This is a genomic window from Thalassospira marina, assembly GCF_002844375.1.
GTDB classification, from domain to species: Bacteria; Pseudomonadota; Alphaproteobacteria; order Rhodospirillales; family Thalassospiraceae; genus Thalassospira; species Thalassospira marina.
In genome coordinates this window covers 3533373-3557651 of sequence record NZ_CP024199.1, presented here as the reverse complement: position 1 = coordinate 3557651, position 24279 = coordinate 3533373, and the positions used below count along the sequence as shown (strand labels likewise).

The 24279-nt window shown below is 55.9% G+C and carries 25 protein-coding genes; 15 read left to right on the top strand and 10 right to left on the bottom strand.

Annotated features, from left to right (window positions below; all coding sequences use genetic code 11):
* Positions 1–2 precede the first annotated feature (2 nt).
* The 7 genes from CSC3H3_RS16255 (at position 3) to CSC3H3_RS16225 (ending at position 4495) form a co-directional block, all read left to right on the top strand.
* Positions 3–356, top strand: a complete 354-nt coding sequence (locus CSC3H3_RS16255) for a Na+/H+ antiporter subunit C (RefSeq protein WP_101266325.1) — start codon at positions 3–5, stop codon at positions 354–356.
* Positions 356–1912, top strand: a complete 1557-nt coding sequence (locus CSC3H3_RS16250) for a monovalent cation/H+ antiporter subunit D (RefSeq protein WP_101285514.1) — start codon at positions 356–358, stop codon at positions 1910–1912. The genes CSC3H3_RS16255 and CSC3H3_RS16250 overlap by 1 nt, the downstream gene beginning before the upstream one ends.
* A gap of 18 nt (positions 1913–1930) precedes the next feature.
* Positions 1931–2425 (top strand): Na+/H+ antiporter subunit E, encoded by a 495-nt coding sequence (locus tag CSC3H3_RS16245; protein ID WP_245881149.1) that lies wholly within the window; start codon positions 1931–1933, stop codon positions 2423–2425.
* On the top strand, positions 2422–2691 hold the full coding sequence (locus CSC3H3_RS16240) for a K+/H+ antiporter subunit F (protein ID WP_101266319.1): 270 nt from the start codon (positions 2422–2424) through the stop codon (positions 2689–2691). The genes CSC3H3_RS16245 and CSC3H3_RS16240 overlap by 4 nt, the downstream gene beginning before the upstream one ends.
* An 11-nt stretch (positions 2692–2702) precedes the next feature.
* Complete coding sequence (locus CSC3H3_RS16235) at positions 2703–3104, top strand: Na+/H+ antiporter subunit G (protein WP_101286275.1); 402 nt, start codon at positions 2703–2705, stop codon at positions 3102–3104.
* A 199-nt stretch (positions 3105–3303) separates the two neighbouring features.
* Positions 3304–3696, top strand: coding sequence for a VOC family protein (locus CSC3H3_RS16230; protein WP_101285513.1), 393 nt, complete (start codon positions 3304–3306; stop codon positions 3694–3696).
* Positions 3697–3874: 178 nt separating this feature from the next.
* Entirely contained in the window at positions 3875–4495 is a 621-nt protein-coding gene (locus CSC3H3_RS16225; RefSeq protein ID WP_101285512.1) for a ribonuclease HII, read from the top strand.
* A gap of 50 nt (positions 4496–4545) precedes the next feature.
* Here the strand turns inward: CSC3H3_RS16225 and CSC3H3_RS16220 are convergent, their stop codons facing one another.
* Positions 4546–5484 carry a LysR family transcriptional regulator gene (locus tag CSC3H3_RS16220; protein WP_101285511.1) on the bottom strand — a complete coding sequence of 313 codons (939 nt, stop codon included), beginning with the start codon at positions 5482–5484 and terminating at the stop codon, positions 4546–4548.
* Positions 5485–5596: 112 nt separating this feature from the next.
* Between CSC3H3_RS16220 and CSC3H3_RS16215 the strand changes: the two genes are divergently transcribed.
* On the top strand, positions 5597–7024 hold the full coding sequence (locus tag CSC3H3_RS16215; RefSeq protein ID WP_101285510.1) for an aldehyde dehydrogenase family protein: 1428 nt from the start codon (positions 5597–5599) through the stop codon (positions 7022–7024).
* A gap of 105 nt (positions 7025–7129) precedes the next feature.
* On the opposite strand, the gene CSC3H3_RS16210 is transcribed toward CSC3H3_RS16215, so the two are convergent.
* Both CSC3H3_RS16210 and arfB read right to left on the bottom strand, forming a co-directional pair.
* The gene (locus CSC3H3_RS16210; RefSeq protein ID WP_101285509.1) at positions 7130–7924 is read right to left on the bottom strand and encodes an acyl-[acyl-carrier-protein] thioesterase; all 795 of its coding nucleotides are present in this window, start codon (positions 7922–7924) and stop codon (positions 7130–7132) included.
* Positions 7925–8163: 239 nt separating this feature from the next.
* Positions 8164–8580, bottom strand: coding sequence for an alternative ribosome rescue aminoacyl-tRNA hydrolase ArfB (gene arfB / locus CSC3H3_RS16205; RefSeq protein WP_101266310.1), 417 nt, complete (start codon positions 8578–8580; stop codon positions 8164–8166).
* Between the two features lie 281 nt (positions 8581–8861).
* On the opposite strand from arfB, the gene CSC3H3_RS16200 reads away from it, so the two are divergent.
* Positions 8862–9266: a YbaN family protein gene (locus CSC3H3_RS16200; RefSeq protein ID WP_215907516.1), complete on the top strand. Its 405-nt coding sequence runs from the start codon at positions 8862–8864 to the stop codon at positions 9264–9266.
* A gap of 237 nt (positions 9267–9503) precedes the next feature.
* Here CSC3H3_RS16200 and CSC3H3_RS16195 read toward each other — a convergent pair whose 3' ends face one another.
* Entirely contained in the window at positions 9504–10697 is a 1194-nt protein-coding gene (locus tag CSC3H3_RS16195; protein WP_245881148.1) for an MFS transporter, read from the bottom strand.
* 329 nt (positions 10698–11026) lie between these two features.
* Here CSC3H3_RS16195 and CSC3H3_RS16190 point away from each other — a divergent pair, with 329 nt between their 5' ends.
* Positions 11027–11878 carry a LysR family transcriptional regulator gene (locus CSC3H3_RS16190; protein ID WP_101266307.1) on the top strand — a complete coding sequence of 284 codons (852 nt, stop codon included), beginning with the start codon at positions 11027–11029 and terminating at the stop codon, positions 11876–11878.
* Between the two features lie 68 nt (positions 11879–11946).
* On the opposite strand, the gene CSC3H3_RS16185 is transcribed toward CSC3H3_RS16190, so the two are convergent.
* The 5 genes from CSC3H3_RS16185 to CSC3H3_RS16165 all read right to left on the bottom strand — a co-directional run bounded on the left by CSC3H3_RS16185 (position 11947) and on the right by CSC3H3_RS16165 (position 17503).
* Positions 11947–12327 (bottom strand): MerR family transcriptional regulator, encoded by a 381-nt coding sequence (locus CSC3H3_RS16185; protein WP_101285508.1) that lies wholly within the window; start codon positions 12325–12327, stop codon positions 11947–11949.
* A 57-nt stretch (positions 12328–12384) separates the two neighbouring features.
* Entirely contained in the window at positions 12385–14031 is a 1647-nt protein-coding gene (locus CSC3H3_RS16180; RefSeq protein ID WP_245881147.1) for an ATP-binding protein, read from the bottom strand.
* 76 nt (positions 14032–14107) lie between these two features.
* Positions 14108–14740, bottom strand: a complete 633-nt coding sequence (locus tag CSC3H3_RS16175) for a chemotaxis protein CheC (RefSeq protein WP_101285507.1) — start codon at positions 14738–14740, stop codon at positions 14108–14110.
* Positions 14733–15110: a response regulator gene (locus CSC3H3_RS16170; protein WP_101266662.1), complete on the bottom strand. Its 378-nt coding sequence runs from the start codon at positions 15108–15110 to the stop codon at positions 14733–14735. The genes CSC3H3_RS16175 and CSC3H3_RS16170 overlap by 8 nt, the downstream gene beginning before the upstream one ends.
* A 95-nt stretch (positions 15111–15205) precedes the next feature.
* Entirely contained in the window at positions 15206–17503 is a 2298-nt protein-coding gene (locus CSC3H3_RS16165; protein ID WP_245881146.1) for a putative bifunctional diguanylate cyclase/phosphodiesterase, read from the bottom strand.
* 519 nt (positions 17504–18022) lie between these two features.
* Here CSC3H3_RS16165 and fdxA point away from each other — a divergent pair.
* The 3 genes from fdxA to CSC3H3_RS16150 all read left to right on the top strand — a co-directional run bounded on the left by fdxA (position 18023) and on the right by CSC3H3_RS16150 (position 20045).
* Positions 18023–18358 (top strand): ferredoxin FdxA, encoded by a 336-nt coding sequence (gene fdxA / locus CSC3H3_RS16160; protein WP_101266302.1) that lies wholly within the window; start codon positions 18023–18025, stop codon positions 18356–18358.
* A gap of 285 nt (positions 18359–18643) precedes the next feature.
* Positions 18644–19144, top strand: coding sequence for a CarD family transcriptional regulator (locus CSC3H3_RS16155; protein ID WP_101266300.1), 501 nt, complete (start codon positions 18644–18646; stop codon positions 19142–19144).
* 91 nt (positions 19145–19235) lie between these two features.
* Positions 19236–20045, top strand: a complete 810-nt coding sequence (locus CSC3H3_RS16150) for a hypothetical protein (protein WP_101266299.1) — start codon at positions 19236–19238, stop codon at positions 20043–20045.
* Positions 20046–20150: 105 nt separating this feature from the next.
* Here the strand turns inward: CSC3H3_RS16150 and CSC3H3_RS16145 are convergent, their stop codons facing one another.
* Positions 20151–21632 carry a M48 family metalloprotease gene (locus CSC3H3_RS16145; protein WP_245881145.1) on the bottom strand — a complete coding sequence of 494 codons (1482 nt, stop codon included), beginning with the start codon at positions 21630–21632 and terminating at the stop codon, positions 20151–20153.
* Positions 21633–22305: 673 nt separating this feature from the next.
* Between CSC3H3_RS16145 and CSC3H3_RS24465 the strand changes: the two genes are divergently transcribed.
* A complete protein-coding gene (locus CSC3H3_RS24465) occupies positions 22306–23145 on the top strand; it encodes a hypothetical protein (protein ID WP_157831932.1) in 840 nt (279 codons plus the stop codon).
* 58 nt (positions 23146–23203) lie between these two features.
* Positions 23204–24160 carry a prolyl aminopeptidase gene (pip, locus tag CSC3H3_RS16135; protein WP_101285504.1) on the top strand — a complete coding sequence of 319 codons (957 nt, stop codon included), beginning with the start codon at positions 23204–23206 and terminating at the stop codon, positions 24158–24160.
* Positions 24161–24279 lie beyond the last annotated feature (119 nt).

Genomic DNA, 24279 nt, shown 5'->3' with positions numbered 1-24279 from the left:
TTATGGAGTTTCTGGTAGCAAGCAGTATCGGTCTTCTAACGGCATGTGGTGTTTACATGCTGCTGCGTGGACGGACTTTTCCGGTGGTGATCGGGTTGTCGCTGCTGTCCTATGCGGTGAACGTGTTTTTGTTTGCCATGGGCCGGTTGCAGGTTGATCTGCCCCCGATCCTGAGCGAAACGGCACCGGGCTATACCGACCCGATCCCGCAGGCGCTGGTTCTGACCGCGATTGTGATTTCCTTTGGCATGACAGCCCTGATCGTGGTGCTGGCCTTGCGCACCTATCTTGAGATCGGCAATGACCATGTTGATGGCCTTCCCGGCGGCCCCACTGATTCCGGAGAAACGAAATAATGGGTAACTGGATGATCGTACCCGTCGTGCTGCCGGCTGTCATGGCGGCACTGACTGTTCTGGCGGTCCGCCATGACCTGATATTGCAGCGGGTTTTTTCGGCGTTCACGGTGGTTGCGCTGCTGGCTGTGTCGATTGCGCTGGTGTTTCATGCCGCCCATACCGGGCCGGAAATGTATTCGCTGGGCAACTGGCCAACGCCTTTTGGCATTGTTCTGGTGCTGGATCGCCTGTCGGCGATGATGGTGCTTCTGACATCCATATTGGCGGTTATTGTCTGGTTTTATTCGTCACGCGAATGGGACAAGCGTGGCAAGCATTTCCATGCCCTGTTCCAGTTTCAGCTGATGGGTGTGAATGGCGCATTTCTGACTGGCGACTTCTTTAACCTGTTTGTGTTTTTTGAAGTTCTGCTGATCGCATCCTATGGCCTGATGCTGCATGGCGCGGGCGAAAACCGCCTGAAAGCCGGGATGCAGTATATCGTGGTCAACCTGACCGGTTCGAGCCTGTTTCTGATTGGTGTTGGCCTGATTTATGCGGTTACCGGTACGCTGAATATGGCGGACCTGGCCTTGAAGGTGCCGCTGGTTGGTGATGCCGATATTGCGTTGCTTAAGGCCGGTGCGCTGATCCTGTTTTTAGTGTTCTGCATCAAGGCCGCAATGGTGCCGATGCATTTCTGGCTGCCAGGCACCTATGCCAATGCCCCGGCCCCGGTTGCGGCCCTGTTTGCCATTATGACCAAGGTGGGTGCCTATTCCATCCTGCGGCTTTATTCGCTGGCATTTGGTGGATCGGCCGGTGACCTTTCGTGGCTGGTGGCACCTTACCTGCTGCCTGCTGCGATTGTGACGCTGGTTGTGGGCATGGTTGGCGTGCTGGCCGCACGGCAACTAACCCGCATGGTGGCCTTTGCCGTTGTCGGATCAATGGGAACATTGATGATTTCGGTTTCCCTGTTCACCCCGGATTCCGTGGCGGCGGGCCTTTACTACATGCTGCATTCGACCTTTGCCGGTGCGGCGCTGTTTTTGATTGCCGATCTGGTGATTTCGCGGCGCGGGCAATTTGGGGGCAGCCTTAATTCGGCCCCGGCCATTCGTGATAGCGGCCTGATTGCAGCCCTGTTTTTCATGGGGGCCATTGCCATGGCCAGCCTGCCGCCGCTTTCGGGGTTCCTTGGGAAACTGCAAATCCTGAGTGCGGCCCAGAACTCGCCCTATGCCGTGTGGATCTGGGTGGCGATTTTGGGAACGTCGTTTCTTAACATCATCGGTTTTGGCCGGGCTGGCAGTGTGCTTTTCTGGAAAAGTTCAGCCATTGAAGGCGAAATTCAAACCGCCCCGGACCAGACCTTTCCGCGCCAGACGGTTATTGCCGCAGGCATGATGCTGGCGATGCTGGTGGCCCTGACGGTCTTTGCCGGGCCGGTTACGGGATACCTGCATGAAACCAGTGCCGAACTGTTTGATACGACGGACTATATTCGCGCGGTGATGGGGCCAGATACCCCTGTTGCCGAAATCACCACCGTTGCGCCATTTGCACAATAAGCAGCAGAAAGGACAGTGATGATGTTGAAACGTTATCTTCCCCACCCGCTGCTTAGCGCGGCCCTGATCGTGATCTGGGTGATGCTGGCCAACGAGATTTCGGTTGGTACGGTGGTGTTTGCGATCATCCTTGCAGTGATCATTCCCCTGATCAGCCAAAGCTTCTGGCCGGGCCGGCCCAAGGTCGGCAATATTTGGGCGATTTGCGAATATGGCCTGATTGTTCTGTGGGATATTCTGGTGGCCAATGTCGTGGTGGCGGGGCTGGTTCTGTTTCGCAAGGCGGACAGCCTGGAACCCGCCAGTGTGACCGTGCCGCTGGACCTGACATCGCCCGAAGCCATTACCGCCCTTGCCGGCACCATTACCATGACGCCGGGCACCGTTACGGTCGATCTGTCGCGTGATGCACGTTCGCTTCTGGTGCATTGCCTGCATGCCCCGGACCCGCAGGGCGTGGTTGACGATATCAAATCGCGCTACGAACGCCGTTTGAAGGAGATTTTCGAATGATTGAATATGCCCTGAACTTTGCGTTTGTTTGTGCGGGTCTGGCGTTGCTGATCAATCTGTGGCGTCTGTCCTTCGGGCCGACCATTGCGGACCGTGTTCTTGCGGTTGATACAATGGCGATCAATGGTATCGCACTTCTGGTGCTCTATGGCATTGGCCGGGCAACGGCGATGTATTTCGAGGCGGCCTTGCTGTTTGCCATGGTGGGGTTTGTTTCCACGGTGGCCTATTGCAAGTTTGTCCTGCGCGGCGACATCATCGAATAGGAATGGATGTGATGGAATTTGTTGTTGAACTCGTCATTTCCGTTCTGATCGTGATTGGGGGTATTTTTACCCTGATCGGCTCGTTCGGGCTGGTGAAGCTGCCCAACCTTTTGATGCGCCTGCACGCACCGACCAAGGCCACCACGGTTGGCGTTGGTGCGATCCTGATTGCATCGATGCTGTTTTTCTGGGTTGAGCGCGGCACATTCACCATTCATGAATTGCTGATCACGATCTTCCTGTTCCTGACCGCGCCGATCACGGCGAATTTGATTGGCAAGGCGTATCTGCTGCGCCATGTCGACCCGAAGGATGATTTGCCCCATACCGGCGAAGCCGAAGGCTGGGCCACCTTTGATGCACGCAAACCCGCAGAACAGCCCAAAGACCCCGGCAAACTGCCGCAGGACTAACCGGCTGACTGCTGCGACGGCAGAAACAAAGATGAACAACACCGGTTCTGGCAACAGGGCCGGTGTTTTTGTTTGTGTCGGGGGCTGTCATGAGGGTGCCGGTAGGGACGTTTTTGGTGAAACGCAAGCATGCCGTTTTTGCTATGCTGATGATGCGACACACCGAATAATCAATAATTGCAAATTGAGGGGGCGTTCCATGGCCGTTCTAAGCCACATTACCCTGGGCACCAATGACAAGGAGCGATCAGCAAGGTTTTACGATGCGGTTTTAGGGGCAATCGGGTTTGAGCGCCTGCCAAAGCCGCCTGAAAAACCGCTGGCCTATGAACGTGATGGCGAGATGCCCACGATCTATATTTACAGCCCCGAAGATGGCCGCCCGGCAACATGGGGCAACGGCACCCATATCGCCTTTCTGGCCGACCGGCGCGAACAGGTGCGCGCCTTTCATGAACTGGCCCTGAAACATGGTGGTATGGACGAAGGTGAACCAGGCGAACGCCCGCATTACGGGCCGGATTATTACGCCGCCTATGTGCGCGACCCGGATGGCAATAAATTGCAGGCCGTGTGTTACGCCCCGCAATGATGGTTAGCCTGTGTGAAGATGTGACGGTGTGCCAGAGAGGCCGCTATAGGTGATATGTCTGGTCATTTAAACGGGCTGTTTCTGCCGCTGCATGACGTGATATGACAGGGCCATTAGACGGATAAGCACAATGCTGGCCAGCCCGGTAGGGCCAATGCAAAACAGGTAGATGACGGGCATGCCCGACTTTGCGATTGAAGACCAGTATCGCGGTATTATTGCCGGGATTGACGAAGTGGGGCGGGGGCCGTTGGCCGGGCCGGTGGTGGCGGCGGCTGTTGTTTTGCCGCGCGAAGATGCGCGCATTGGTGATTTGTATGACCTGCTAAATGATTCCAAAAAGCTGTCGGCCAAAAAGCGTGACCTGCTTGCCGCGCGGATTATGGATTGTGCAATTGTTGGCATTGGTGCGGCGTCAGTGCGTGAAATTGACCGCATCAATATTTTGCAGGCGACCTATGTTGCCATGCGCCGCGCGGTCGCCCGCCTGCCGGAATTACCTGACCAGGCATTGGTGGATGGCAACCGGGACCCGGGACTTCCCTGCGCGGTGCAAACCGTGGTTAAGGGCGATAGCAAATCGCTGTCGATTGCCGCGGCATCGATTGTTGCCAAGGTGGTGCGTGATCGCGCCATGGCAAGGCTAGCACTGCGTTATCCGCATTTTGGCTGGGAAGGTAATGCCGGTTATGGTGTGAAAAAGCATATGGAGGGCCTAAATCACGCCGGGCCAACGGTGCATCACCGCCGCAGTTTTAAACCCGTTGCCCTGTTATTCGAGGCACTTGAACAGGCCTGATGGGCAAAGGGGCGATGTCGTGCTGACCCGGTGATCAGTCCCGCCCTGGATTAAAACGGGATCACCGGGCCATAGGGTATATCTTCGTGCTGGCGGCGGGTTTCAAATTCGCGCAGAAGTGTGATGAAGGCCCGCAACCCCGCCGAAACGTGTTTGCGGCTGGGATAATAAAATGCCAGCCGGGAAAAGACCGGTGCCCAGTCTGCCAATACCCGCATCAGGGTTCCGGCGGCAAGGTCATGCTGCACGGCAGATAAGGGCAGGTTGGCAATGCCGATGCCTGCCCGTGCGGCATCAAGCAGCAGGTTGATTTCATCAAGCACCAGTTTACCGGGAACCTCAAGGCTGCTGGCAAGGCCGTTATGTTCAAATTCCCAGCGATAGATCGCACCACTTCCCAGCCGTGATTTGATGCAGTCATGCTGCAACAGGTCGTCCGGTGTATGGGGTTTGGGGCGGTTTGTGAAATAGGCCGGGGCGGCGACCACGGCAAATTCCATCGCCGGGCCTGCTGGAATGGCGATCATATCGCGCGGCACATCATCCAAATGGCGCAGGCCGCCATCAAACCCGTCTTCGACGATATCGATAAACTGGGTTTGGGTAACAATTTCGACCTGCATATCGGGATAGCGTTTCATGAATTCGGTGACGACGGGGGTGAATACCTGCCGTGCTGCCCCGGCATAGGCATTGATGCGCAGGGTGCCGCTGGGCGTATCGCGGTGGGTGTTGATGTTTTCAACCGCCTGATGAATGCGCGACAGGGCCGGGGCGATCTGTTCGACAAATTGGGCACCGGCCTCGGTCAGGGAAACGCTGCGTGTGGTGCGGTTAAACAGGCGCACATCAAGCCGCTGTTCCAGCCCGGCGATGGCGTTGCTGAGCGCGGATGGCGACATATCAAGATCATGGGCAGCCGCGCGGAAATTTTCCCGCCGGGCCACGGCAAGGACGGCTTCAAGTTCAACCAGGCCGGATTTATGCATTGTTGCGATTTTCCAAACATTACATGCGGGTTTGTCCTGCTTATCTAAATATAATCTCCTGCCTATCTTTGTCCCAGCGGGAAATGACCCTGTTTGAACAAAGGATGGCGTGATGCATTTGATTGGTGAAATTTACATAAATGGCCGGTTTGAAACGCCCATTGGCACTGACTTTGCTGATTTGCACAACCCGGCAACCGGCGCTGTGATTGGCAAAGTCAGGCTGGGGAATGAAGCCGATGCCGACCGCGCCATTGCCGCAGCCAAGGCTGCCTTCCCGGCCTTTGCCGCCACCACCCTTCAGCAGCGCCTTGACATGCTTCATGCCCTGCATGATGCAGTCATCCCCTGCAAGGATGACCTTCTGGCCGCAGTGGTAGAGGAATATGGCGGGCCGGTTGGCATTATGCGCAACTGGATGGACATGATGGCGCATAATTTCCTGGCGATGGCCGAGGCGCTGAAGACTTATGAGTTCATCCGCGCCATCAAGGCAACGCGGGTGGAAATGACACCGGTTGGTGTGGTTGGCGTGATTACCCCCTGGAACAGCAATGCTGGTTTTATTACCAACAAGCTGGCAACGGCCGTGGCCGCAGGTTGCACCACAGTCATCAAGCCCAGCGAAATGAGCGCCCTGCAAACCGATATCCTGATACGAGCCCTGCACAAGGCGGGCCTGCCTGACGGGGTTTTGAATGTGGTCAATGGCCGGGGCGATGTGGTGGGCGAACATATCAGCCTGCATCGCGACATTGCCAAAATTTCGTTTACCGGTTCAACCCGTGTTGGCAAACGCATTTGGCGTAATGGGGCGGAAACCATGAAACGCGTGACACTGGAACTGGGTGGAAAATCACCGACCGTGATTTTGGATGATGCCGATTTAAACGAGGTCATGCCCCTTGCGATTACGGCGGGTTTTATGAATAGCGGCCAGGCCTGCATTGCCGGAACGCGTATTCTGGTCCCCCGTCATCTGATGAAACAGGCCGAAGACGCCGCCATTGCGGTGGTCAAGGCGATGGTCGTGGATATGCCCGATAACCCGCAAAGCCAGATCGGTCCGATGGTTAGCCAGGCACAATATGACCGTGTGCAGGGCTATATTCATAAAGGCATCGCGGAAGGTGCCAGATTGCTGATTGGCGGGCCGGGCCACCCGGAGGGTTTGGGGGGATATTTTGTCCGTCCGACTTTGTTTGGGGACGTCACCAACGATATGACCATCGCCCGCGAGGAGATTTTTGGCCCTGTTCTGTGCCTGATTGCCTATGACGGCGAAGAAGACGCGATCAGCATTGCCAATGACACCGATTACGGCCTGCAGGCCTATGTTTTTTCTGGCGATGACGAACGGGCATATCGTGTTGCCCGGCAGATCAATGCCGGGCGGGTGCTGGTCAATGGGCTTTTCCATGAACCACAGGCACCCTTTGGGGGCTTCAAGCAATCGGGCCTGGGACGGGAATTTGGCGTATTCGGGCTGGAAACACATCTGGAGCCCAAGGCCATTCATGCCCGGAAATTTCCTGTATAAAGTGTGATTGCCTGATCGGACTGGTCTGGAACAGAAACCACAAAGGGCAGCATGGGGTTTACATGCTGCCCTTTGGCATTTGATCGGGTCGGAAATTTAGCGCGATCAGCGCAGGATTTGCGCGCGCACAAGATCGGTGAATGTGGCGTTACGGCTGTCATCGCCTTGCTTGTCGCTTGCGTCCTGTCGGCTGATGGTGGCGTAATTATCCTGTGCGCGGATGATGACATTGTCCTGAAACCGGCATTCGGCCCGAAACTGGATATCAAGACCGGCAGGTTGAAAATTTGGTTTGCCATCATTGGCCGTTGCCAGCACCCATTGCATCAGCCGCACGTTATTGACGTGCCCGTAAATATCAAGGTCCGGGGCCTGGGCGGTAAATGCGTTTTGCTTGACCAGCCCGTCGGGCGGTGATGGCGGGCGGGATCCAACATCGATCAATTTGGGGCCGGGTGGATCGGGCAGGCGTTTTACCAGCCAGTCCGGCCAGCGCGCCGCGCGGCGTTCATTAAGGTCAAACAGCGCCCAGAAGCTTTGCGCCACGGCACAGATATCGCCTTTTTCATCACGCAGGCGCCAGTCGCGGCTGGCCATACGATGGGCAAAGCCGGAAGGCCAGGTTTCAAGGGCAATGGTTTCGCCATTGGCGGGGTAATGATGCACCATGATGATCATGCGTGCCAAAACCCATGCCACACCCTGATCGACCGTATCGTCATAGGCCAGTTGCAGGCGTTTTGCGCCCCAACCGGCGGCATCCTGCATGTAATCGGCCAGTGCGGGCAGGGTGACGCGGCCATTATCGCCGATTTCGGAATATCGCACGCGATAGCTGCCCTGCCATCCGCAATTGGCGGGCATTGATGCTGCGGCGATATGTTTCCAGTCCGGTGTCATGGTGGTGGGCTATCCTGTGTGGCGGGGGCCGTAAGGTGAATGGCAGGGTTTTAACCTAGGCAGGCTGGCGGGCACCCGCAATGCGATAGAAGGATATGGCCACTTTGCCATTCGGGCAGGGGGCTGTGCCGGTTATGCCAGGGTGCAGGCGTGGCCGGTTGGCGCATGGGCGGGCAAACAGGCAGGAAAGCACGTTAGTTTTGTTTGGTCAGTGCGATTAAGGGCAGAGATATCGCGGTTTAATCAACTGGGCTGCGGCGCATTTTTTTGACATCACCACGTTTCTTTTTGGCATCCACACGTTTGCGTTTGGCCGAAAGGGACGGGCGGGTTTTGACGCGGAACTTTTTGCGTTCGGCCGCCTTGCGCAGCAATTCGACAAAACGGTCAATCGCATCCTGGCGGTTGCGTTCCTGGGTTCTGAAACGCTGGGCATCAATGATGATTTCGTCACCATTGGTCAGGCGGCTGCCCGCCAGTTCGCGCAGGCGGGCGCGTACCCGGTCGGGCAGTTCGGTCAATTCGCTGACACGTACCCGCATGTGAACGGCGGTCGAAACCTTGTTCACATTCTGGCCACCGGGGCCAGATGCACGCACAAAATGAAATTCCAGATGGTTTTCATCAAGATAAAGGCCATCACCAATCGGAATCATGATGCGCCTCCGCCCCAAAAAACGGGCAGGGGGCTGGCACTGGCGGGAATGCGGATTATAAAATAACTCATGGCGTGTTGATAATGATTTGCAAATAGTTGAAGTTTGGTGATGTTAAAGCATATTTCCCTTTATGGGATTCATTTTGCCGATCGTGGTGGGCATTCCTGCACCGATGCCATTTGATTTGCGTAAAATGAAACCGATACAGGAATTATGGTCTGATCCAGACTGACTGGAATAACCCGCCGGGCTGATCTGGCGGTATGAGGAGCCTTCTTTTGCATCCGGGACATCTTTTTATTGTTTTGGGCTGGTTGTCTGTCGCGTTTGGTGTGGCGGGGATTTTTCTGCCATTGCTGCCGACAACGCCCTTCATGTTGCTGGCTGCCTGGGCTTTTGGCAAGGGCTCCCCGCGGTTGCATCGCTGGCTGCATGAACATCCGCGTCTTGGCCCGCCGATCAAGCAATGGAAACATCATGGTGTGATCAGCCTGCGCGCCAAAATCATGGCGGCATCGACCTTTGTCCTTATGATCGGTATGTCGCTGGTGTTTGTCCAGGCGCGCTGGGTGCCGCTGGTGCAGTTGCTGGTTGCCATTCCGGTTTGCATTTTCCTGTTTACCCGCCCTTCCACGCCGCGCGTGCCCGTCCCCGCGCCAGAAACGGACCAGCCTGCATCTTGAATTCCGCAGGCCTGCCAGGTGGCGTTATGTGTGTTGCTGCCCGGTAAACGGTTGCGGGTGGTGCGATGTTCCTGATGCGCCCTTTGCGCCTTATGCGCCCCAAGCCGGGCGGCAATGGATGATGGCAGGCCAGATAAACAAAAAGGGCGGCGGGTTTTGGCCCGCCGCCCCTGTTTTTGATGGATAGGTGTGCCCGGTGTGCCGGATGTGTCAGGTGTACCCGGCGGGGCCTTGCGATTAGTTCGCTTGGGCGTTCTGGATGGTGCGCGGGGCGCGAACCTGCATGATGACGGCAAGCACGCTGGCCGCGATCAGGATTTCGCAAACATTGATCCAGCCGCCGTGATGCCAAACCCAGATCGCCAGTGCCGACCCGGCCGCACCGCCCAGAAACATGGTTGCCATGAAAATGGTGTTGATGCGCGCACGTGCCGCAGGTTCCAGCGAATAGATAATATGCTGGTTTGATACCAGGGCAGACTGCATGCCGAAATCCAGCAGGATCACACCAATGACAAGGCTGGTGATGGTGGTGGATGTGGCAAACAGAACCCAGGATGCCAACGCAACCAGCACACCCAGACGCACAACAATGCGTGGGCCGCGATGGTCGGCCAGGCGCCCGGCAATGGGGGCGGCCATGACGCCAACCATGCCAACAATACCAAACAGACCGGCAATTTCCGCGCCCATATTGAATTGCGGCTGTGCCAGCAGGAAGGGCAGGACCGTCCAGAAAGCCGAAAAACCGGCAAATAAAAGCGCCTGGGTCAGGGCAGCACGGCGCAGTTCGGAATAATCCCGCCACAGGTGGCGCATGGACCCCATCAGCTTGGGATAGCTTGCTGGGACCTGTTTGCGGTCATCGGGCAGCATAGTGAACATGGTGATGGCGGCAATTACGGCGACCGGGACCGCAATGATGAACATCGCCCGCCAGCCAAGACCAGTGGCAACATACCCGGCAATTGCCCGGCTGAGCAAAATGCCCGCCAGCAGGCCTGACATGATGGTACCCACGGTGGCACCGCGTTTTTCCGGCGCACTTAGATGGGCGGCATAGGGAATGATCTGCTGGGCGACAGTGGCTGTCATCCCAACCAGGATTGACCCACCCACAATCATTGCCGTGGTGGTGGAACCGGCCAGTAGTGCTAGGGCAGCCGCAAGGACGAGAAACTGCACCAGCACCAGTTTGCGGCGGTTGATCATATCGCCCAGCGGCACCAGCAGGAACAGGCCCAGGGCATAGCCCAGCTGCGTAACGGGGGAAATCAGCGAGGACGCCGCAGGCAGGTCATGCGAGATGATATTGAGCATGGGCTGGTTGTAGTAAATGTTTGCGACGGCAATGCCGGTTGCAGCGGCCATGGCAAACACGAGCGGGCGACGCAGCCGGAACGGCGCATCGGCAGTGTTTGAAGCAGACATGATTTTTTCCATTCATCGGGAAACAGGATTGCCCCTGTTGTGCCGCGAACGGGGTTGTTTATCAATGAACAATCATGCACTTTGTTCGTTCAAATTTGTACGGGGTGTCCGAGGCAGTGCCGGCGGGGCGATTTGAAGCGGTGGAAAGCAGCGGAATTGTCATGCGCGGGCCTTAGGGCGGGGCAATTTGTCGTACGGTTGGCTGTTCATGCCGCGCAGGAATGCTTGGACTGTGCCGGTGTTGCCGTAACAACAAGTGCGTGCCATTTGGGGCATCGGATAGCGCGCGAGCCGGGCTTTGTGGAATGATCGGTAAGGGAGGCGTGGGAATGGACTGGAGCGATGTGCGGGTCTTTCTGGCGGTGGCACGGGCCGGGTCGCTGGGCGCTGCTGCACGGATATTGAAAAGCAGCCATCCCACCGTGGGGCGCCGGTTAAAGGCGCTGGAAGATGCCACCGGGCAGATCCTGTTTCAGCGCACGGCAGATGGGTATGTCCTGACCGATGAGGGACGGTCGATTTTTGCCCTGGCCGAGCAGATGGAAGAAAACGCACTGGCGCTGGAACGCAGGCTTGCCGGGGGGCTGCGCGAGCCCGAAGGGCTGGTGCGTCTTGCCTGTGCCGACTGGTTTGGTGGCTATGTACTGCCCCCGGTGTTGCGCGAATTCAACGCGCAATTTCCATCGGTCGAGGTGGAGATTTTAACCAGTTCGCGCCTGTTTAACCTTGCCCGGCGCGAGGCTGACCTCGCCTTTCGTATTGTGCCATTCAATAATCGCGACATCATTCAACGCCGGTTGCTTGATATGCCCTATGGCGCCTATATCGCCAAGGATGTGCCCGACCCGGTGATTGGTGATGGCAAGGGATACCGGCTTTTGACGATGGATGCATCGCTTGGCACTTTTCCCGATACGCTGTGGTTACAGGACCATTTTCCGAGGGCCGATATCGTTTTGCGCAGCAATAACCGTCATGTGCAGGCGCAAATGTGCGCGCAGGGATTGGGTATTACGGTATTGCCCCGGCCAGTGGGGGATCAGGTGCCCAATTTGCGCCGCCTGGGCGGGCTGGATGAACCGCCGATGCGCTCCATCTGGATGGGGTATCACCGCGATTTGCGCGATCTGGGTCGCTTGCGGGCCTTTGTTGATATTGTCATTGCCCGGATCGCGACCTGATTGCGGGTTTGCGTGGCACAAAGGCGTGCAGGGGGACGGACAGGTATTGATACTGGAAACGGCGTGCTTTAGCCGGATTTGCGGGTCAGTTCCGACTGGCAGCTTTCCTCAAGCAGATCAAGTTCTTCCAGCGTGGCATCAATATCGGCGCGCTGTTTGCACAGGGCATCGCGGCGTTCATCGATCTTGTCGATCAGGATGGTAAGCTGCGTTATTTCGCTGCGGTCGGTTTCATAAAGGTCCAGCAGATCGCGAATTTCCTTGAGCGCAAAACCCAGCCGTTTGCCCCGCATGATCAGGCGCAGGCGCACCCGGTCCCGTTGCCCGTAAATGCGGGTCTGCCCCTGGCGCGCCGGTGCGATCAGTCCCTGATCCTCGTAAAAGCGGATGGTGCGGGTCGTGACGTCAAATTCGCGGGCGAGATCGGTGATGGAAAAACTGTCTGTCATGAAACATCTTTAAAGTTTACGCTTACGTAAACGAAAACTACATGGTTTTGTCGGCAATCACAATACGCTGTGCTCTTTGGGCAGGTCGACATGGAAGGTGCTGCCTTCGTGGGGCGCACTTTCGACATGGATATTGCCGCCATGGCGTTCGACGATTTTTTTGCAAAGTGCCAGGCCAATGCCGGTTCCGGCATATTCGCCATAACCATGCAGGCGTTTGAAAATTTCAAAGATGCTGGCGTGATATTGCGGGTCGATGCCAATGCCGTTATCGGATACCGAAATGCGCCAGAAACTTTCAAATTCGCGGGCGGAAATACGGACTTCGGCATGTGCCGGGTCGCTGTATTTCAGGCCGTTCGACACCAAGTTCTGGAACAGCTGCAAAAGCTGGCTGGGGTCGCCGACAACAACGGGCAGGTCGGGTGCGCGCATGATATTGCCCGCCGGGGCGGAATCCGCACGTTTGAGATTGGCCTCGATCGCATCAAACAGCCCGGTCAGCGCGACAGGCTGGAACGGTTTACCATGACGCCCCACCCGCGAAAGCGTTAACAGATCGTCGATCATGCGCTGCATGCGCTGGGTGCCATCCACGGCGTAATGGATGAATTCATCAGCCGTATCGTCAAGTTTTTCGCGGTAGCGCCGTGCCAGAAGCTGGGTGTAGCTAGACACCATGCGCAGTGGTTCCTGCAAATCGTGCGAGGCGGCATAGGCGAACTGTTCAAGCTCAGCGTTGGAATTTTCCAGTTCCTGCATGGTGTTCTGGATTTCAAGTTCGTGGCGTTTGCGCTGGGAAATATCGCGGAGCGTGATGATGTAATGATAGCGGCCATAGGCGGTAAAATGGCTGATGGCGACTTCGAGCGGAATGTTATGGCCATTGGCCGGGCAGGCGAGAATTTCGATAACCCCGGTGCCAAGGTCGGTCAGCAGGCGGTCGCTGGGGGGCTTGGGTGGCGGGTTATTACCGCTATCAGGCAGCAGGAATTGAATGATATTTTTGATTTCGGGGTCGCCCTGCGGGCCGCAAAGTTCCTGGGCGCGGGCGTTGAGCGGTTCAAGAATACCGTCTTCCGATGCAACCAGAATGGCATCGATGGTGTTTTGCAAAATCGCGCGGGTGCGGTCTTCGCTGCGACGGGTTTTTGTGACCAGTTCGGCCAGTTCGGCGGCCTGGCGGCGCAAAAGCTGGTCGCGCTGGACAGCCAGGGTGACATCGCGCACGGTGATTGAACATAACAGGTTGCCATCGCTGATGCGGACAGGCTGAATGCGGATGGATTGCTGCATTTGCGGGAATTTTTCGGCAAATTGCGGCAGCGGCCGTAAGGGCAGCACCGATTTGTTCAGCGAGGGCGAAATCATGGCCGGCATACCCAGCGATAGGCAATCGCGAATGGCGCTGTGCAGGCGGGATGGCATGGCATCGCCAAACACGTCATTCATGGTTTTACCCAGAACATGCGCTGTCATGTGGCCCGATGCCTTTTCCATCCAGCTATTCCAGAAACGGATGGTTTTATCCTGGTCGATGGTGACAATGCCAACATCGCTGTTTTCAAGCAGGGTCAGGTAAAGTTCGGCATCGGGATTGATCGCCTTGCCAAAATCAGGATTGCCCGGTGTGGCCGCCATTTGGGGCTGGCCGCTATCGGAATGGCCAGTGGCGCTGGTGGAATTTTTGCTGCCATTGGGCATGGCGTCGATGCTCCTTGCGGCCGGATGTGCCGGTAGCACGAGGGCGTTTTAAAGGGTCCAGACCGGGTTTTGGGCGCTAGCTTAACGCATTTTCCAGATATCGCTGAACCATCTGTTTCAAAGTCTGAATTGAATCCAGATCCATGACAAACAGAACATAACCGTCAATATCGTTCTCGCGCAGCATGAATTGAACATGCAGGATCAAAAGAAACGGGACGGTTGTTTCATCTTCAATCGGGCTGATCGGGCTGATATCGGGCATCAGGTCGCGGGTTTCGCATTTGCGGAAAACAGGCATCGAACAGTTGATCGGATGCCCCAGCACGTTTGAAATGCTGCCCAGGCAGGCATTCAGGATGATATTGCCAACTTCCATCAGCGCTTCCTGTTCGAGGTCGCTGAGGCTATCAAGCGGGACATCGACCTGTAATAACCGGCGGACCAGTTCCAGGCTGCGTTTTTCGGGAAATACCAGCAGGGCATCGCCGTTAAACGGGCCCTTGAAGCTTTGGGTGACGGCAGAAACGACTTCGTGTGGAGCGGCGATCAGGTTGGCATCGGAAAACCGTTGCACGAAACTGATGGAAGGCACGGTCAGTTCAACAGACTGATCGACCATTTCCGACAGAGAGGCCGCAGCACGGCCGACGCCGATATTGATCAGCTCGGTAATCGTATCGCGTTCGAGATCGGATAAATCAATCATTGGAGGCTTCTTTGGCTGAGAAATAGGCGGCGATTTTTTCCTGCGTCGGCGGCTTGGCAATGAAATCCATGCCAAGGGCATCGGCCTGTTTTTGAATATCCTGCTGGATATTGGCCGTTAGCAGGGCCACCGTTGAATCCGGGTGTTGTTTGCGGATATCGGCCCCCAGTTCCAGCCCGTTTTTGCCAGGCATGTTAAAATCGATGATGAAATAGTCATAACGGTTGTCATCGGCTTTTTTCTGGGCGCTGCCGGCTTCTTCGGCTTCGTCAACGGACCAGCCGGGAAAGCTGCTTTCGATAAATGCCTTGACCAGCAGACGGGCAAACTTGCTGTCATCAACCAGAAGAACGGAACGGGGATGTGACATAAAATCCTCAAATTGGTGCAGCACGAAGCTGGCGGGGCAGGTGGCATGCCCGGACATATCCGGGGCAGATCATGCTTTCATTATAAAGCAGATCGTCATGCCTGTTCCAGTTGTTCCATCAAAGCGGCGATTTCTGCAGGCGGGCGGGGTTCGGAAATCAGGAATCCCTGGATTTCGTCACAATCATGGGCGCGCAAAAATTCCAGTTGATCGGTGGTTTCGACACCTTCGGCAATCACCCGCAAACCAAGATTGCGGCCCATCATGATGATGGTGTTGGTGATGGCGGCATCATCAGGGTCGGTGGTGATGTCGCGAATGAAGGAACGGTCGATCTTGATGGAATTGATCGGCAGGCGTTTAAGATAGGTCAGTGATGAATAGCCGGTGCCAAAGTCATCAATCGCAATCTGGACACCGAGACGGCGAATTTCGCTGAGGATGGCAACAGCACGGTTCATTCCCTGCATCATCACGGTTTCGGTAATTTCCAGAACCAGGCGCGACGGCGGCACGCCGGTTTCCTGCAGGATATTGGAAATGGTTTCGGTGATGCGCCCTTCGATCAATTGCCGGGTCGACAGGTTAACGGCAACCACCACCGGGGTTACACCCTGGTGATCCCATTCAATGATTTGCTGGCAGACGCGGCGCAAAACCCATTCGCCGATTTTGCCAATCAGGCCGGTTTCCTCGGCGATGGGAATGAACTGCATGGGCGAGACAAAACCGCGCCCCGGCCGGTTCCAGCGCAGAAGTGCTTCCAGCCCGGAAAGACGCCCGGTCGAAAGATGAATTTTCGGCTGGTAATAGACTTCAAACTGTTCGCGCTTGATGGCGTCGCGCAGGTCATTTTCCATTGCCAGGCGGGCAGCGGCACTTTCATTCATCATCTTGGTGAAGAAATGATAGGTGCCACCCCCACGGGCCTTGGCGCTGTACATGGCGGCATCGGCATTGCGCATCAGGGTTGCGAAATCATCGCCATCCGCCGGGCTAAGGGCAATACCAATAGAGGGCGAGACAAAAAGCTGGCGTCCACGAATTTCAAATGCCGGTGAAAAGGCTTCCAGCACTGTCTGGCCCAGATTGGCGGCTTCCTGGGTTTCATTTAAATGCGGAATGATGATCAGGAATTCGTCACCGCCGAGGCGGCCTAAAGTGTCGCTGCGGCGAATGACCCCGCGCAAACGGTTGGCAACTTCTTTTAGCAGCAGGTCGCCAAAATCGTGACCCAGGCTGTCATTGACCAGTTTGAAACGGTCAAGGTCGATGAACAGTAGGGCGGTTGCAGTTAACAGCGGCACCACCTCGGTTTCACTGCCCGATCCCTTTTCGCGGAAATCGGTCAGGGCGTTGCGCAGGCTAAGCTCCAGCATCGAGCGGTTGGGAAGATCGGTCAGCGGGTCATGGTTGGCCATATAGACCAGCCGTTCTTCATAGCGGCGCTGGGCAGTTACATCGTGGAAGACAACGGTATAAAGCAGGTTTTCTTCAAACTGCATGGGGCGGAAAACCGCCGCAACGCGAATTTTGCTGCCATCGGCACAGCGCAGAACCAGTTCGATAGACCGGTCCAGAACCGGGCGGAAGGAATCGCCGTCGCGTTCGTTCTTTTCAAGAACCTGAGCCAGATTAAGTTGGGAAGCATCGACGATATAGTCATACAGGCTATGCCCGACCAGTTCGGTGTCTTCGGGCAGATGCAGCAATTGCAGGCAGGCCGGGTTGCATTGCAGGATCTGGCAATCCGAATCGATGCTGAGGATGCCGTCTGCCACGTTCTGCATGATGCCACGCAGGCGGCTTTCGCGTTCGCGCAGGTTTTGTTCGGCCTCGCGCAGGCGCCATAAATTGTCGTCAATTTCCATCAGCAGGCCATTGGCTGACTGTGCAAGCAGGCCCAGTTCATCGGTCGAATGGTTGCTGGGGATATCGACCTTGGTGGTGGCGGGGCTGGCCGGGTCCACCTGGCGCAGCGAATGCACCAGCCTTAACAGGGGCTTGGTCAGGGCAATATAGAAAAAGACCGTCAGGGCAATACCCAGCAGGAAATTGCGCACCAGCCCGGATGCCAGGATCATGGCGGAACGGTTGATGAAGCCTGCGGCAATCAGCCCGGTATCCACATCGATTTCCAGATAGCCGACCAGATCGCCGGAGTCGCCAATGGTTAGCGGGATTTCGTAATGCTGGTTGTCGCCAAACATCATCGATGTCAGCCAGTTCAGGCTGGATGATGCCTGCTGGCGCTGCTGTTTGGCCAGAACATTGCCAAAATCATCGCGCAGCAGGGCCAGATAGATTGGTTCATATTCAAACAGGCCGGAAACCACGCGTTCAGCCAGGGTTTCATCAAGCCCATAGGCCGCCTGGGTCGCAGATTCCCGCACCGTTGACAGAACCTGGTTTACGGTCCTGTCAATCTGGTTACGTTCTCCATGCAAATCCCAGAGAATCTGGAGCGCACTGAAGCCAACACCAATCAGCAAAGTAATTATGACAGCGGCCCGCGCCTGCTTGAAAGACAGGCGATTCTGCCACTGGAGCCGCGCATTTTTCAGGCTGGCCTCCGCTATCCACACCCCAAAACATGGTTCTACGACCATTCATGGAAGCAAACAGTATGTTAAGGGCAGCAGAATTGCAATTGTTGCAAGGCTTCCGGGGCGTGTGCAGGGCAAAATAATTCCTGCTTGGGGATGGATTATTTTACAATAATTACAAAATGATGTCGCATTCATAACATTGGCGCGAATGGTGGTTTTGCAATTAATACTACTAAAAAAAGTAGTGTTTTATTGGAGTTGCACACCGCCCCCCTGCGTGATAACCAATGCCCGAGAGAGAGAACAATAGGCCGACGGTGGGCGCAGCCGCCACAGGCCCCGCAACCTGTACGGAGTTACACCATGACCTATGTGGTGACGGAAAACTGCATCAAGTGTAAGTATCAGGACTGCGTCGAGGTTTGCCCCGTCGATTGCTTCTATGAAGGTGAAAACTTCCTGGTTATTCACCCTGATGAATGCATTGATTGCGGTGTCTGCGAACCCGAATGTCCGGCTGAAGCCATTATTCCCGATACGGAACCAAATTTGGATAACTGGCTTGAACTTAACCGTAAATTTGCCGAAATCTGGCCAAACATTACCCGTAAAGGGGATGCACCGTCAGATGCCGATGAATGGAATGGCAAAACGGGCAAGACCGAACTTCTGTCCGAGGCGCCCGGCGCCGGTGACTAAGGGCGTTAACCGCCCTAAAGACCAGTAAAATAGCGCAGGATAACTTTCTGCGCATGGCAGCAATGACCCGGCCGCACGGAAAAGTTCTGTGATCGGCCGGTCAGTTGTGTTATGGTCTTTCTTCGCGTTGAGGGCTCGGCAGGCTCCGTTCCGCACTGTCGGATTTCCGTTTTATTACCTGTCTGTTACCGCGGCTAAGCCAAAAGCATGGTCGTGTATGCCTTCGCGTCGATTGGACCAAGGTGTTTTATATGACCAGGCCGTTTGGGCCGGAAGGAAGCTTTGATGTCGGATAAGTTGCCCTTTGCTGTTGGCGATTTTGTTGTTTACCCTGCGCACGGCGTTGGCTGTGTTGACGGCCTGGAAACCCAGGCAATTGCAGGTCAGGAACTGCGCCTTTACATTATCACTTTTGACTCCAGCCGCATGACCCTGCGTGTGCCGGTGAACAAGGTGGGCAACTCTGGTCTGCGCAAGCTTTCCTCGAAAAAACAGATGGATTCAGCCCTGGTGACCCTTAAGGGCCGTGCGCGTGTAAAACGCACCATGTGGTCGCGTCGCGCACAGGAATATGAAGCCAAAATCAATTCTGGCGACCCTGTTTCCATTGCTGAAGTTGTGCGCGATTTGCATCGTTCTGCCACCCAGCCGGAACAGTCTTTTTCTGAACGCCAGATTTACGAAGCTGCGTTTGAACGTCTGGTAGACGAACTGGCCGCGATCGAAAAGATCGACAAGGACAAGGCATCGGGCAAGCTGGAAAAGCTGCTGCAGAAAGCCGCCTGATTTCGCATTTGCGAATGCACCAAAAGCATATAGTTTCTTAAAACCGGTCCGGGTATTATTCTTGGGCCGGTTTTTTCATCAGGAGCATGTCATGGCGCAAGCAGCCGCGGTTTTGGCGTCGTTAAAACCTGCAGACAGGATATGGGTCGTCGGGGCTGTAAATGGCGATATTGGCGCCCTGCAGTCCGTTCATTCCCGCCTGGCGCGCAAGATCCGCCCGGGTGACCGGCTGGTTTATACCGGCAATTACTGGGGTGATGGCCCCGGTGACAATGTTGTTGCCGCCATTAACGAAATTCTGCTGTTTCGCCGTTTTTTCATTGCCCAGGATGGCGTGGATATGGGCGATATCGTGTTTTTGCGCGGTGCCGCCGAAGAAATGCTGACCAAATTGCAGCAATTGCAGTTTGCGCCCAATCCCGGTGAAGTCTTTGAATGGATGCTTACGCGCGGTGCCGCCGGTATTGTGCGTGCCTATGGTTTTGACCCGGCAATGGTGCAGGCCACCATGCGCCAGGGTGCGCATCTTATTTCGCAATGGACCGGGCAGCTTAGCGATGCTTTGCGTCGTCATCCCGGCCACGGCGCGCTGATGGCCGATCTTAAACATGCTGCCTATGTCAGCGACGGATCGCTGATTTTTGTTCATGCAGGGCTGGATTCCTCGCGCGCGTTGACCGCACAAACAGATACATTCTGGTGGGGCGGGTCGATGTTCGAGGCCATTACCGAACGTTATTATGATTGTGCGCGCATCATTCGCGGGTCATCAAACAATCATCCCGGTATTTCCGAACGGGAATATACCCTGTCGCTGGATGGCGGGGCAGGCCGGGGCGGCACGCTGGTCGCAGCCGCCATTGGCCCGAACGGACAGATTGTTGATCGCATCGAAAGCTAGGTATTCGCGCCGTTTGCTGCGCCGAAAGACCCCAAAATGAAAATCCCCCGCCAGCTTTTGGCCGGCGGGGGATTTTTTGTGCATTCTCTAACCAAGTGCTGCCAGTTATTCGTTGATCACTTTTACAAGCGATCCTTCGGGTGGCAATTGCGCATTTTCGATGCCATTGATGACTTCAAAGGTTTCTTCCGGGCGGCGGTCAACCGCCATGGATTTAACAAAGGTATCAATGGTGTAGCCGGGGTTCACCGCGCGCACTTTGACCGAAAGGGCATGATACTGCTTTTTCTCGGACGCGCTAAGGGACCGGAAGCTATAGGTCGTGCGGCGTAGCGCCACGTTATAATTATTCGCCTGGTCCAGCGGCGAAAGGAACAGGAACTGGAAGGCCGATTTGCCATGCAGAATGGCAACAACACGCAGACGGGCGCGGGTGCCTGATTTCAGGGAAACATCGGCTGATCCGGTGGCTGCTTCCTCGCCATTCACATCAATTTTTTGCACGTCACGCAACTGGATGGATTTGGAAAATCCGCGCTGCAGATAGGCAACCGGGCCATTTTGTGCGGCAGCCGGGGCACCTTCAAAAATGATGGTAGCACCTTTGTTATCCTGGGCCACAACGGCGTCGGGCTGGTTGATCATGGAGAAGCCATCGGGGACTTCAAAATAGAAATTCAGCGGCACATGGACAAATTTGCGCCCGCGAATAAAGCCGTTTTCCGGGCCATCGCCATACATGATGCCATCAATTTCGGTCATGTATTTTACGGTTTCAAGGCGCGGCGTGCCCGAAACCGGCGTGTTGGCGGCGGCACGGGCCTGTTCGATGCGATCAACCGTACGCGGGTGGGTTGCCATGATGTCGAACTGGTCAACATCATCGGGTGAACGACCGGCCAGTTCGGCCTGCAGGCGTGAATGGGCACGCAGTTTTTTCAGGAAGCTTGCCATGGCGGCGGGGGCATAACCCGCGCGCGACAGGTAACGTACGCCCAGCTTGTCAGCTTCAAATTCATGCTCGCGCGAGAAAGACTGCATATAGGCATTTGCTCCCATGCCAATCACATCGCCTGCGCCATTGCCAATGGCGGCAGATAAACCCCCTGCCAGAATTTGTGTTAGCACACCGCGGCTGTAACGCTGGGCGGAATGGCGGGCAACGACATGGCCAATTTCATGGGCCAGCACGCCTGCAAGCTCAGCCTCGTTCGATGCAAGTGCCAGCAGGCCGCGGGTGACATAAACATACCCGCCGGGCAGAGCAAACGCGTTGACGATGGGCGAATCCAGCACCGTAAAGGTGAATTGCTGGTTGGGTGTTTCGGTCACTGCAGCCAGTTTCTGGCCGATCTCGGTCACATAGCTTGGCAAATCCTTGGCGTCGTAGCTGCCGCCAAATTCCTTAAGGATTTTCGGGTGTTCTTCGGCGCCAACCTCGGCTTCCTGCGCGGGTGGCATGAAGGCGGTGAAGGTATCTTCACCGGTGGCGGGGTTGGTGGAGCAGGCGGCAAGGCCGCTCATCAATCCAAGGGCGATCCATATGGATGCGGTTCGTGCTTTGCGCTTGTATTGCCAACCTGTCACTATCCTGGCCTCCGCTTCTTGACCGGTGGTGGCTTGGGTGCCTTACTGAAAAGCAGGGACCCGCTGCCGGTGTTTTTGTTGCCGGGCTGCACGGGCAGGACGTGCGCAGCGCCGATATTCAATTTCGTATCGCGAGATGCATTCGGGATCAATATTGCAGAATGGACGCCACCAGCATATGGCCCCCTTATCGTCCCCCAAATGGTCCCCAAAACGCGAAAATATTGTCCGTCTGTCATTCAGGCCATTTATGCATACCATGCCAGGTGCAGCATGGCGCAGCTTCCTGCTGGCCTGTCTGATATTTGCTCTATCTGGCATGTCCGAAAGAGCGGCGGCGCGTTCGTCTGTTTTCCCGGTTGCAGGTCATCCCTTTGATCCTGAATTAACGCATTCCATTCCCAAAAGTTCTGCCATCCAACCTGAAAATTCGGCCAATGCGATGCTAAACTCCAGTAACGCTACAGCGGGCCTTTTTGATGGCAAGAATGATTGGGGCCTAAACCCTGGTGTTGGGGGGCAACGCCAAGCATCCTTGTGGGAGGTGGCTGCCAATGGCGACGGGGCGGGTGTGGTGGGTTTGGTCGGATCGTCGGCGAAAACGCCCGCTTTGGTCTGCGGAATTGCCAAGGCAGGACCTGCGTTAAACCTGCCACTTTATGATGTAGTTGAAATGGCAAAACCCGAAGATATTGACAGCCTGAATGTTAAAATACGGGGGCAAAACCAGCCTGCTGGCGAAGTAACGGCAATGACATTCCGGCTGGCTGATATTGCCGTGGTGCCGGGGCAGGAAGGTGCGGTTCTGGCCTATTTGCAGCAGCATTTTCGCGATATTTCAACACTGGTGCCTTTGCCCGACCCCATCGTTGGTAAACGGCGCAAGGCCGCCGGGAATGACAAAAATGATGCCGGTGCTGACCCGCGTCAGCCAGCATATTTTGTTCTGCGGGATGGGGAATTGCTGCAGCAAAAACTTGTGGCCGCCGGTTTGGCCATGGTGTTACCTGGCGGGCAGGCCGACCAGCCCATGAGGATCGATGTGGCGGGTTTAACGCGCCAAATGGCGATAACGGCCCTGACCAATACCGAGGCCCATGCCCGGCAAAACCATAAAGGCATGTGGGCAGGGGCGGGTCAGGTTGCGGCGCAATCAAAGCCGGAAGCACGTTACTTTTACGCCGCCAATCATGACGCGGCATTGCCGGAAAATGCTGCAGGTGATGCTGCGCCCTTGGCGCTTGATGCGATTGGGGCCTATGGTGTGATTGGGGGCGTTTTGCGATCCGTCGAGATTCAGCAATATCGCGCCTATCTTAATTTTGGTCAGGACTGGCGACGGGATTTTACCGTCGCCTTTGACCGGGACCAGATGGCCGATATCGCTGCATCGGGTTTTGGCCTGTCGGCATGGGTCGGGCACCGGGTTTTGGTGCGTGGGGTCATTGAAAATCGTGGCGGGCCCTATGTGGCGCCGCAAAACCTGGCGTCATTATGTGTTGAACGCGAATAGAGACATTAAAGGCGACATGCTTTAAGTCTTGATGGTCTGAACAGTTTAAGGGGATGGCATGTTGTATCCGGAAATTGAACCGCGCGAATCAGGCTGGATGGATCGCCCGGATGGACACCAGATTTACTGGGAAGATGTCGGTAATCCTGATGGTATTGCTGTTATTTTCCTGCATGGTGGCCCTGGTGCCGGAATTTCTCCTAACCATCGGCAGTATTTCGACCCGGAAAAATACCGGATCATTCTGTTTGATCAGCGCGGCGCGGGCCGTTCGCGCCCGTTCGGATCGCTCGAAAACAATACCACCCAGGCCCTGATTGGCGATATCGAAGCCCTGCGTGTTGATCGCGGTATTGAAAAATGGCTGGTTTTCGGCGGTTCATGGGGCTCAACGCTGGCACTCGCCTATGGACAGGCCTGCCCGGACCGGGCGTTGGGTTTTGTCCTGCGCGGGATTTTTCTGTGCCGCCCCTCGGAAATTGAATGGTTCATGACGGGTATGGGCAATTTCCTGCCTGATGCGCAGGAACAGTTTCTTGCTGCTGTTGGCCTTGCGAAAAACCCCGGTGCGCAGGCGCTGCTGGATGTTTATGGCGATTATTTTGCCGGTAAACACGGTGCCGATGCCGCAAGCCTGGCCGCCCGCGCCTGGAGCGGTTATGAAGCGCGCTGCTGCACGCTTTTGCCCGACGAAAGCTTTGTCGAAGGTTTTGAAGGCGATGGTGTGGCTTTGGCACTGGCGCGGCTGGAACATCATTATTTCGTCAATCTGGGGTTCTTCCGCGACAACCAGTTGCTGGAGGATCTGCACAAAATCCGGCATTTGCCTGCAATCATCATTCAGGGGCGTTATGACCTGGTCTGCCCACCCGTAAGCGCATTTGACCTTGCCCGCGCCTGGCCGGAGGCGGAAATGGTGATTGTCGATGATGCGGGCCATGCCTCCAGCGAACCGGGCATTGCCCGCGAACTGGTGCGTGCCACCGACCTTTTTGCTGCAAAGCTTGCGCAATAACCTGCTGTTTTTCATTTAGAAGATTGCCAGTAACCGATGCTTTGCTAAGATCGATACTAACGACGTGTCATATAATGAGGGATGGTTAATGCGCGTGAAGTTTTGGGGAGTGCTGGCGG

Bases quoted from the DNA above. Each gene is read 5' to 3' on its own strand.
- CSC3H3_RS16220 (WP_101285511.1), bottom strand. From the start codon at position 5,484: ATGCATAAATCCGGCCTGGTTGAACTTGAAGCCGTCCTTGCCGTGGCC.
- CSC3H3_RS16210 (WP_101285509.1), bottom strand. From the start codon at position 7,924: ATGACACCGGACTGGAAACATATCGCCGCAGCATCAATGCCCGCCAAT.
- fdxA (WP_101266302.1), top strand. From the start codon at position 18,023: ATGACCTATGTGGTGACGGAAAACTGCATCAAGTGTAAGTATCAGGAC.
- CSC3H3_RS16230 (WP_101285513.1), top strand. From the start codon at position 3,304: ATGGCCGTTCTAAGCCACATTACCCTGGGCACCAATGACAAGGAGCGA.
- CSC3H3_RS16190 (WP_101266307.1), top strand. From the start codon at position 11,027: ATGGACTGGAGCGATGTGCGGGTCTTTCTGGCGGTGGCACGGGCCGGG.
- CSC3H3_RS16255 (WP_101266325.1), top strand. From the start codon at position 3: ATGGAGTTTCTGGTAGCAAGCAGTATCGGTCTTCTAACGGCATGTGGT.
- CSC3H3_RS16150 (WP_101266299.1), top strand. From the start codon at position 19,236: ATGGCGCAAGCAGCCGCGGTTTTGGCGTCGTTAAAACCTGCAGACAGG.
- CSC3H3_RS16250 (WP_101285514.1), top strand. From the start codon at position 356: ATGGGTAACTGGATGATCGTACCCGTCGTGCTGCCGGCTGTCATGGCG.
- CSC3H3_RS24465 (WP_157831932.1), top strand. From the start codon at position 22,306: ATGGCAAAACCCGAAGATATTGACAGCCTGAATGTTAAAATACGGGGG.
- CSC3H3_RS16235 (WP_101286275.1), top strand. From the start codon at position 2,703: ATGGAATTTGTTGTTGAACTCGTCATTTCCGTTCTGATCGTGATTGGG.
- CSC3H3_RS16215 (WP_101285510.1), top strand. From the start codon at position 5,597: ATGCATTTGATTGGTGAAATTTACATAAATGGCCGGTTTGAAACGCCC.
- CSC3H3_RS16155 (WP_101266300.1), top strand. From the start codon at position 18,644: ATGTCGGATAAGTTGCCCTTTGCTGTTGGCGATTTTGTTGTTTACCCT.
- CSC3H3_RS16195 (WP_245881148.1), bottom strand. From the start codon at position 10,697: ATGTCTGCTTCAAACACTGCCGATGCGCCGTTCCGGCTGCGTCGCCCG.
- pip (WP_101285504.1), top strand. From the start codon at position 23,204: ATGTTGTATCCGGAAATTGAACCGCGCGAATCAGGCTGGATGGATCGC.
- CSC3H3_RS16175 (WP_101285507.1), bottom strand. From the start codon at position 14,740: ATGATTGATTTATCCGATCTCGAACGCGATACGATTACCGAGCTGATC.
- arfB (WP_101266310.1), bottom strand. From the start codon at position 8,580: ATGATTCCGATTGGTGATGGCCTTTATCTTGATGAAAACCATCTGGAA.
- CSC3H3_RS16185 (WP_101285508.1), bottom strand. From the start codon at position 12,327: ATGACAGACAGTTTTTCCATCACCGATCTCGCCCGCGAATTTGACGTC.
- CSC3H3_RS16245 (WP_245881149.1), top strand. From the start codon at position 1,931: ATGATGTTGAAACGTTATCTTCCCCACCCGCTGCTTAGCGCGGCCCTG.
- CSC3H3_RS16180 (WP_245881147.1), bottom strand. From the start codon at position 14,031: ATGCCCAATGGCAGCAAAAATTCCACCAGCGCCACTGGCCATTCCGAT.
- CSC3H3_RS16240 (WP_101266319.1), top strand. From the start codon at position 2,422: ATGATTGAATATGCCCTGAACTTTGCGTTTGTTTGTGCGGGTCTGGCG.
- CSC3H3_RS16225 (WP_101285512.1), top strand. From the start codon at position 3,875: ATGCCCGACTTTGCGATTGAAGACCAGTATCGCGGTATTATTGCCGGG.
- CSC3H3_RS16170 (WP_101266662.1), bottom strand. From the start codon at position 15,110: ATGTCACATCCCCGTTCCGTTCTTCTGGTTGATGACAGCAAGTTTGCC.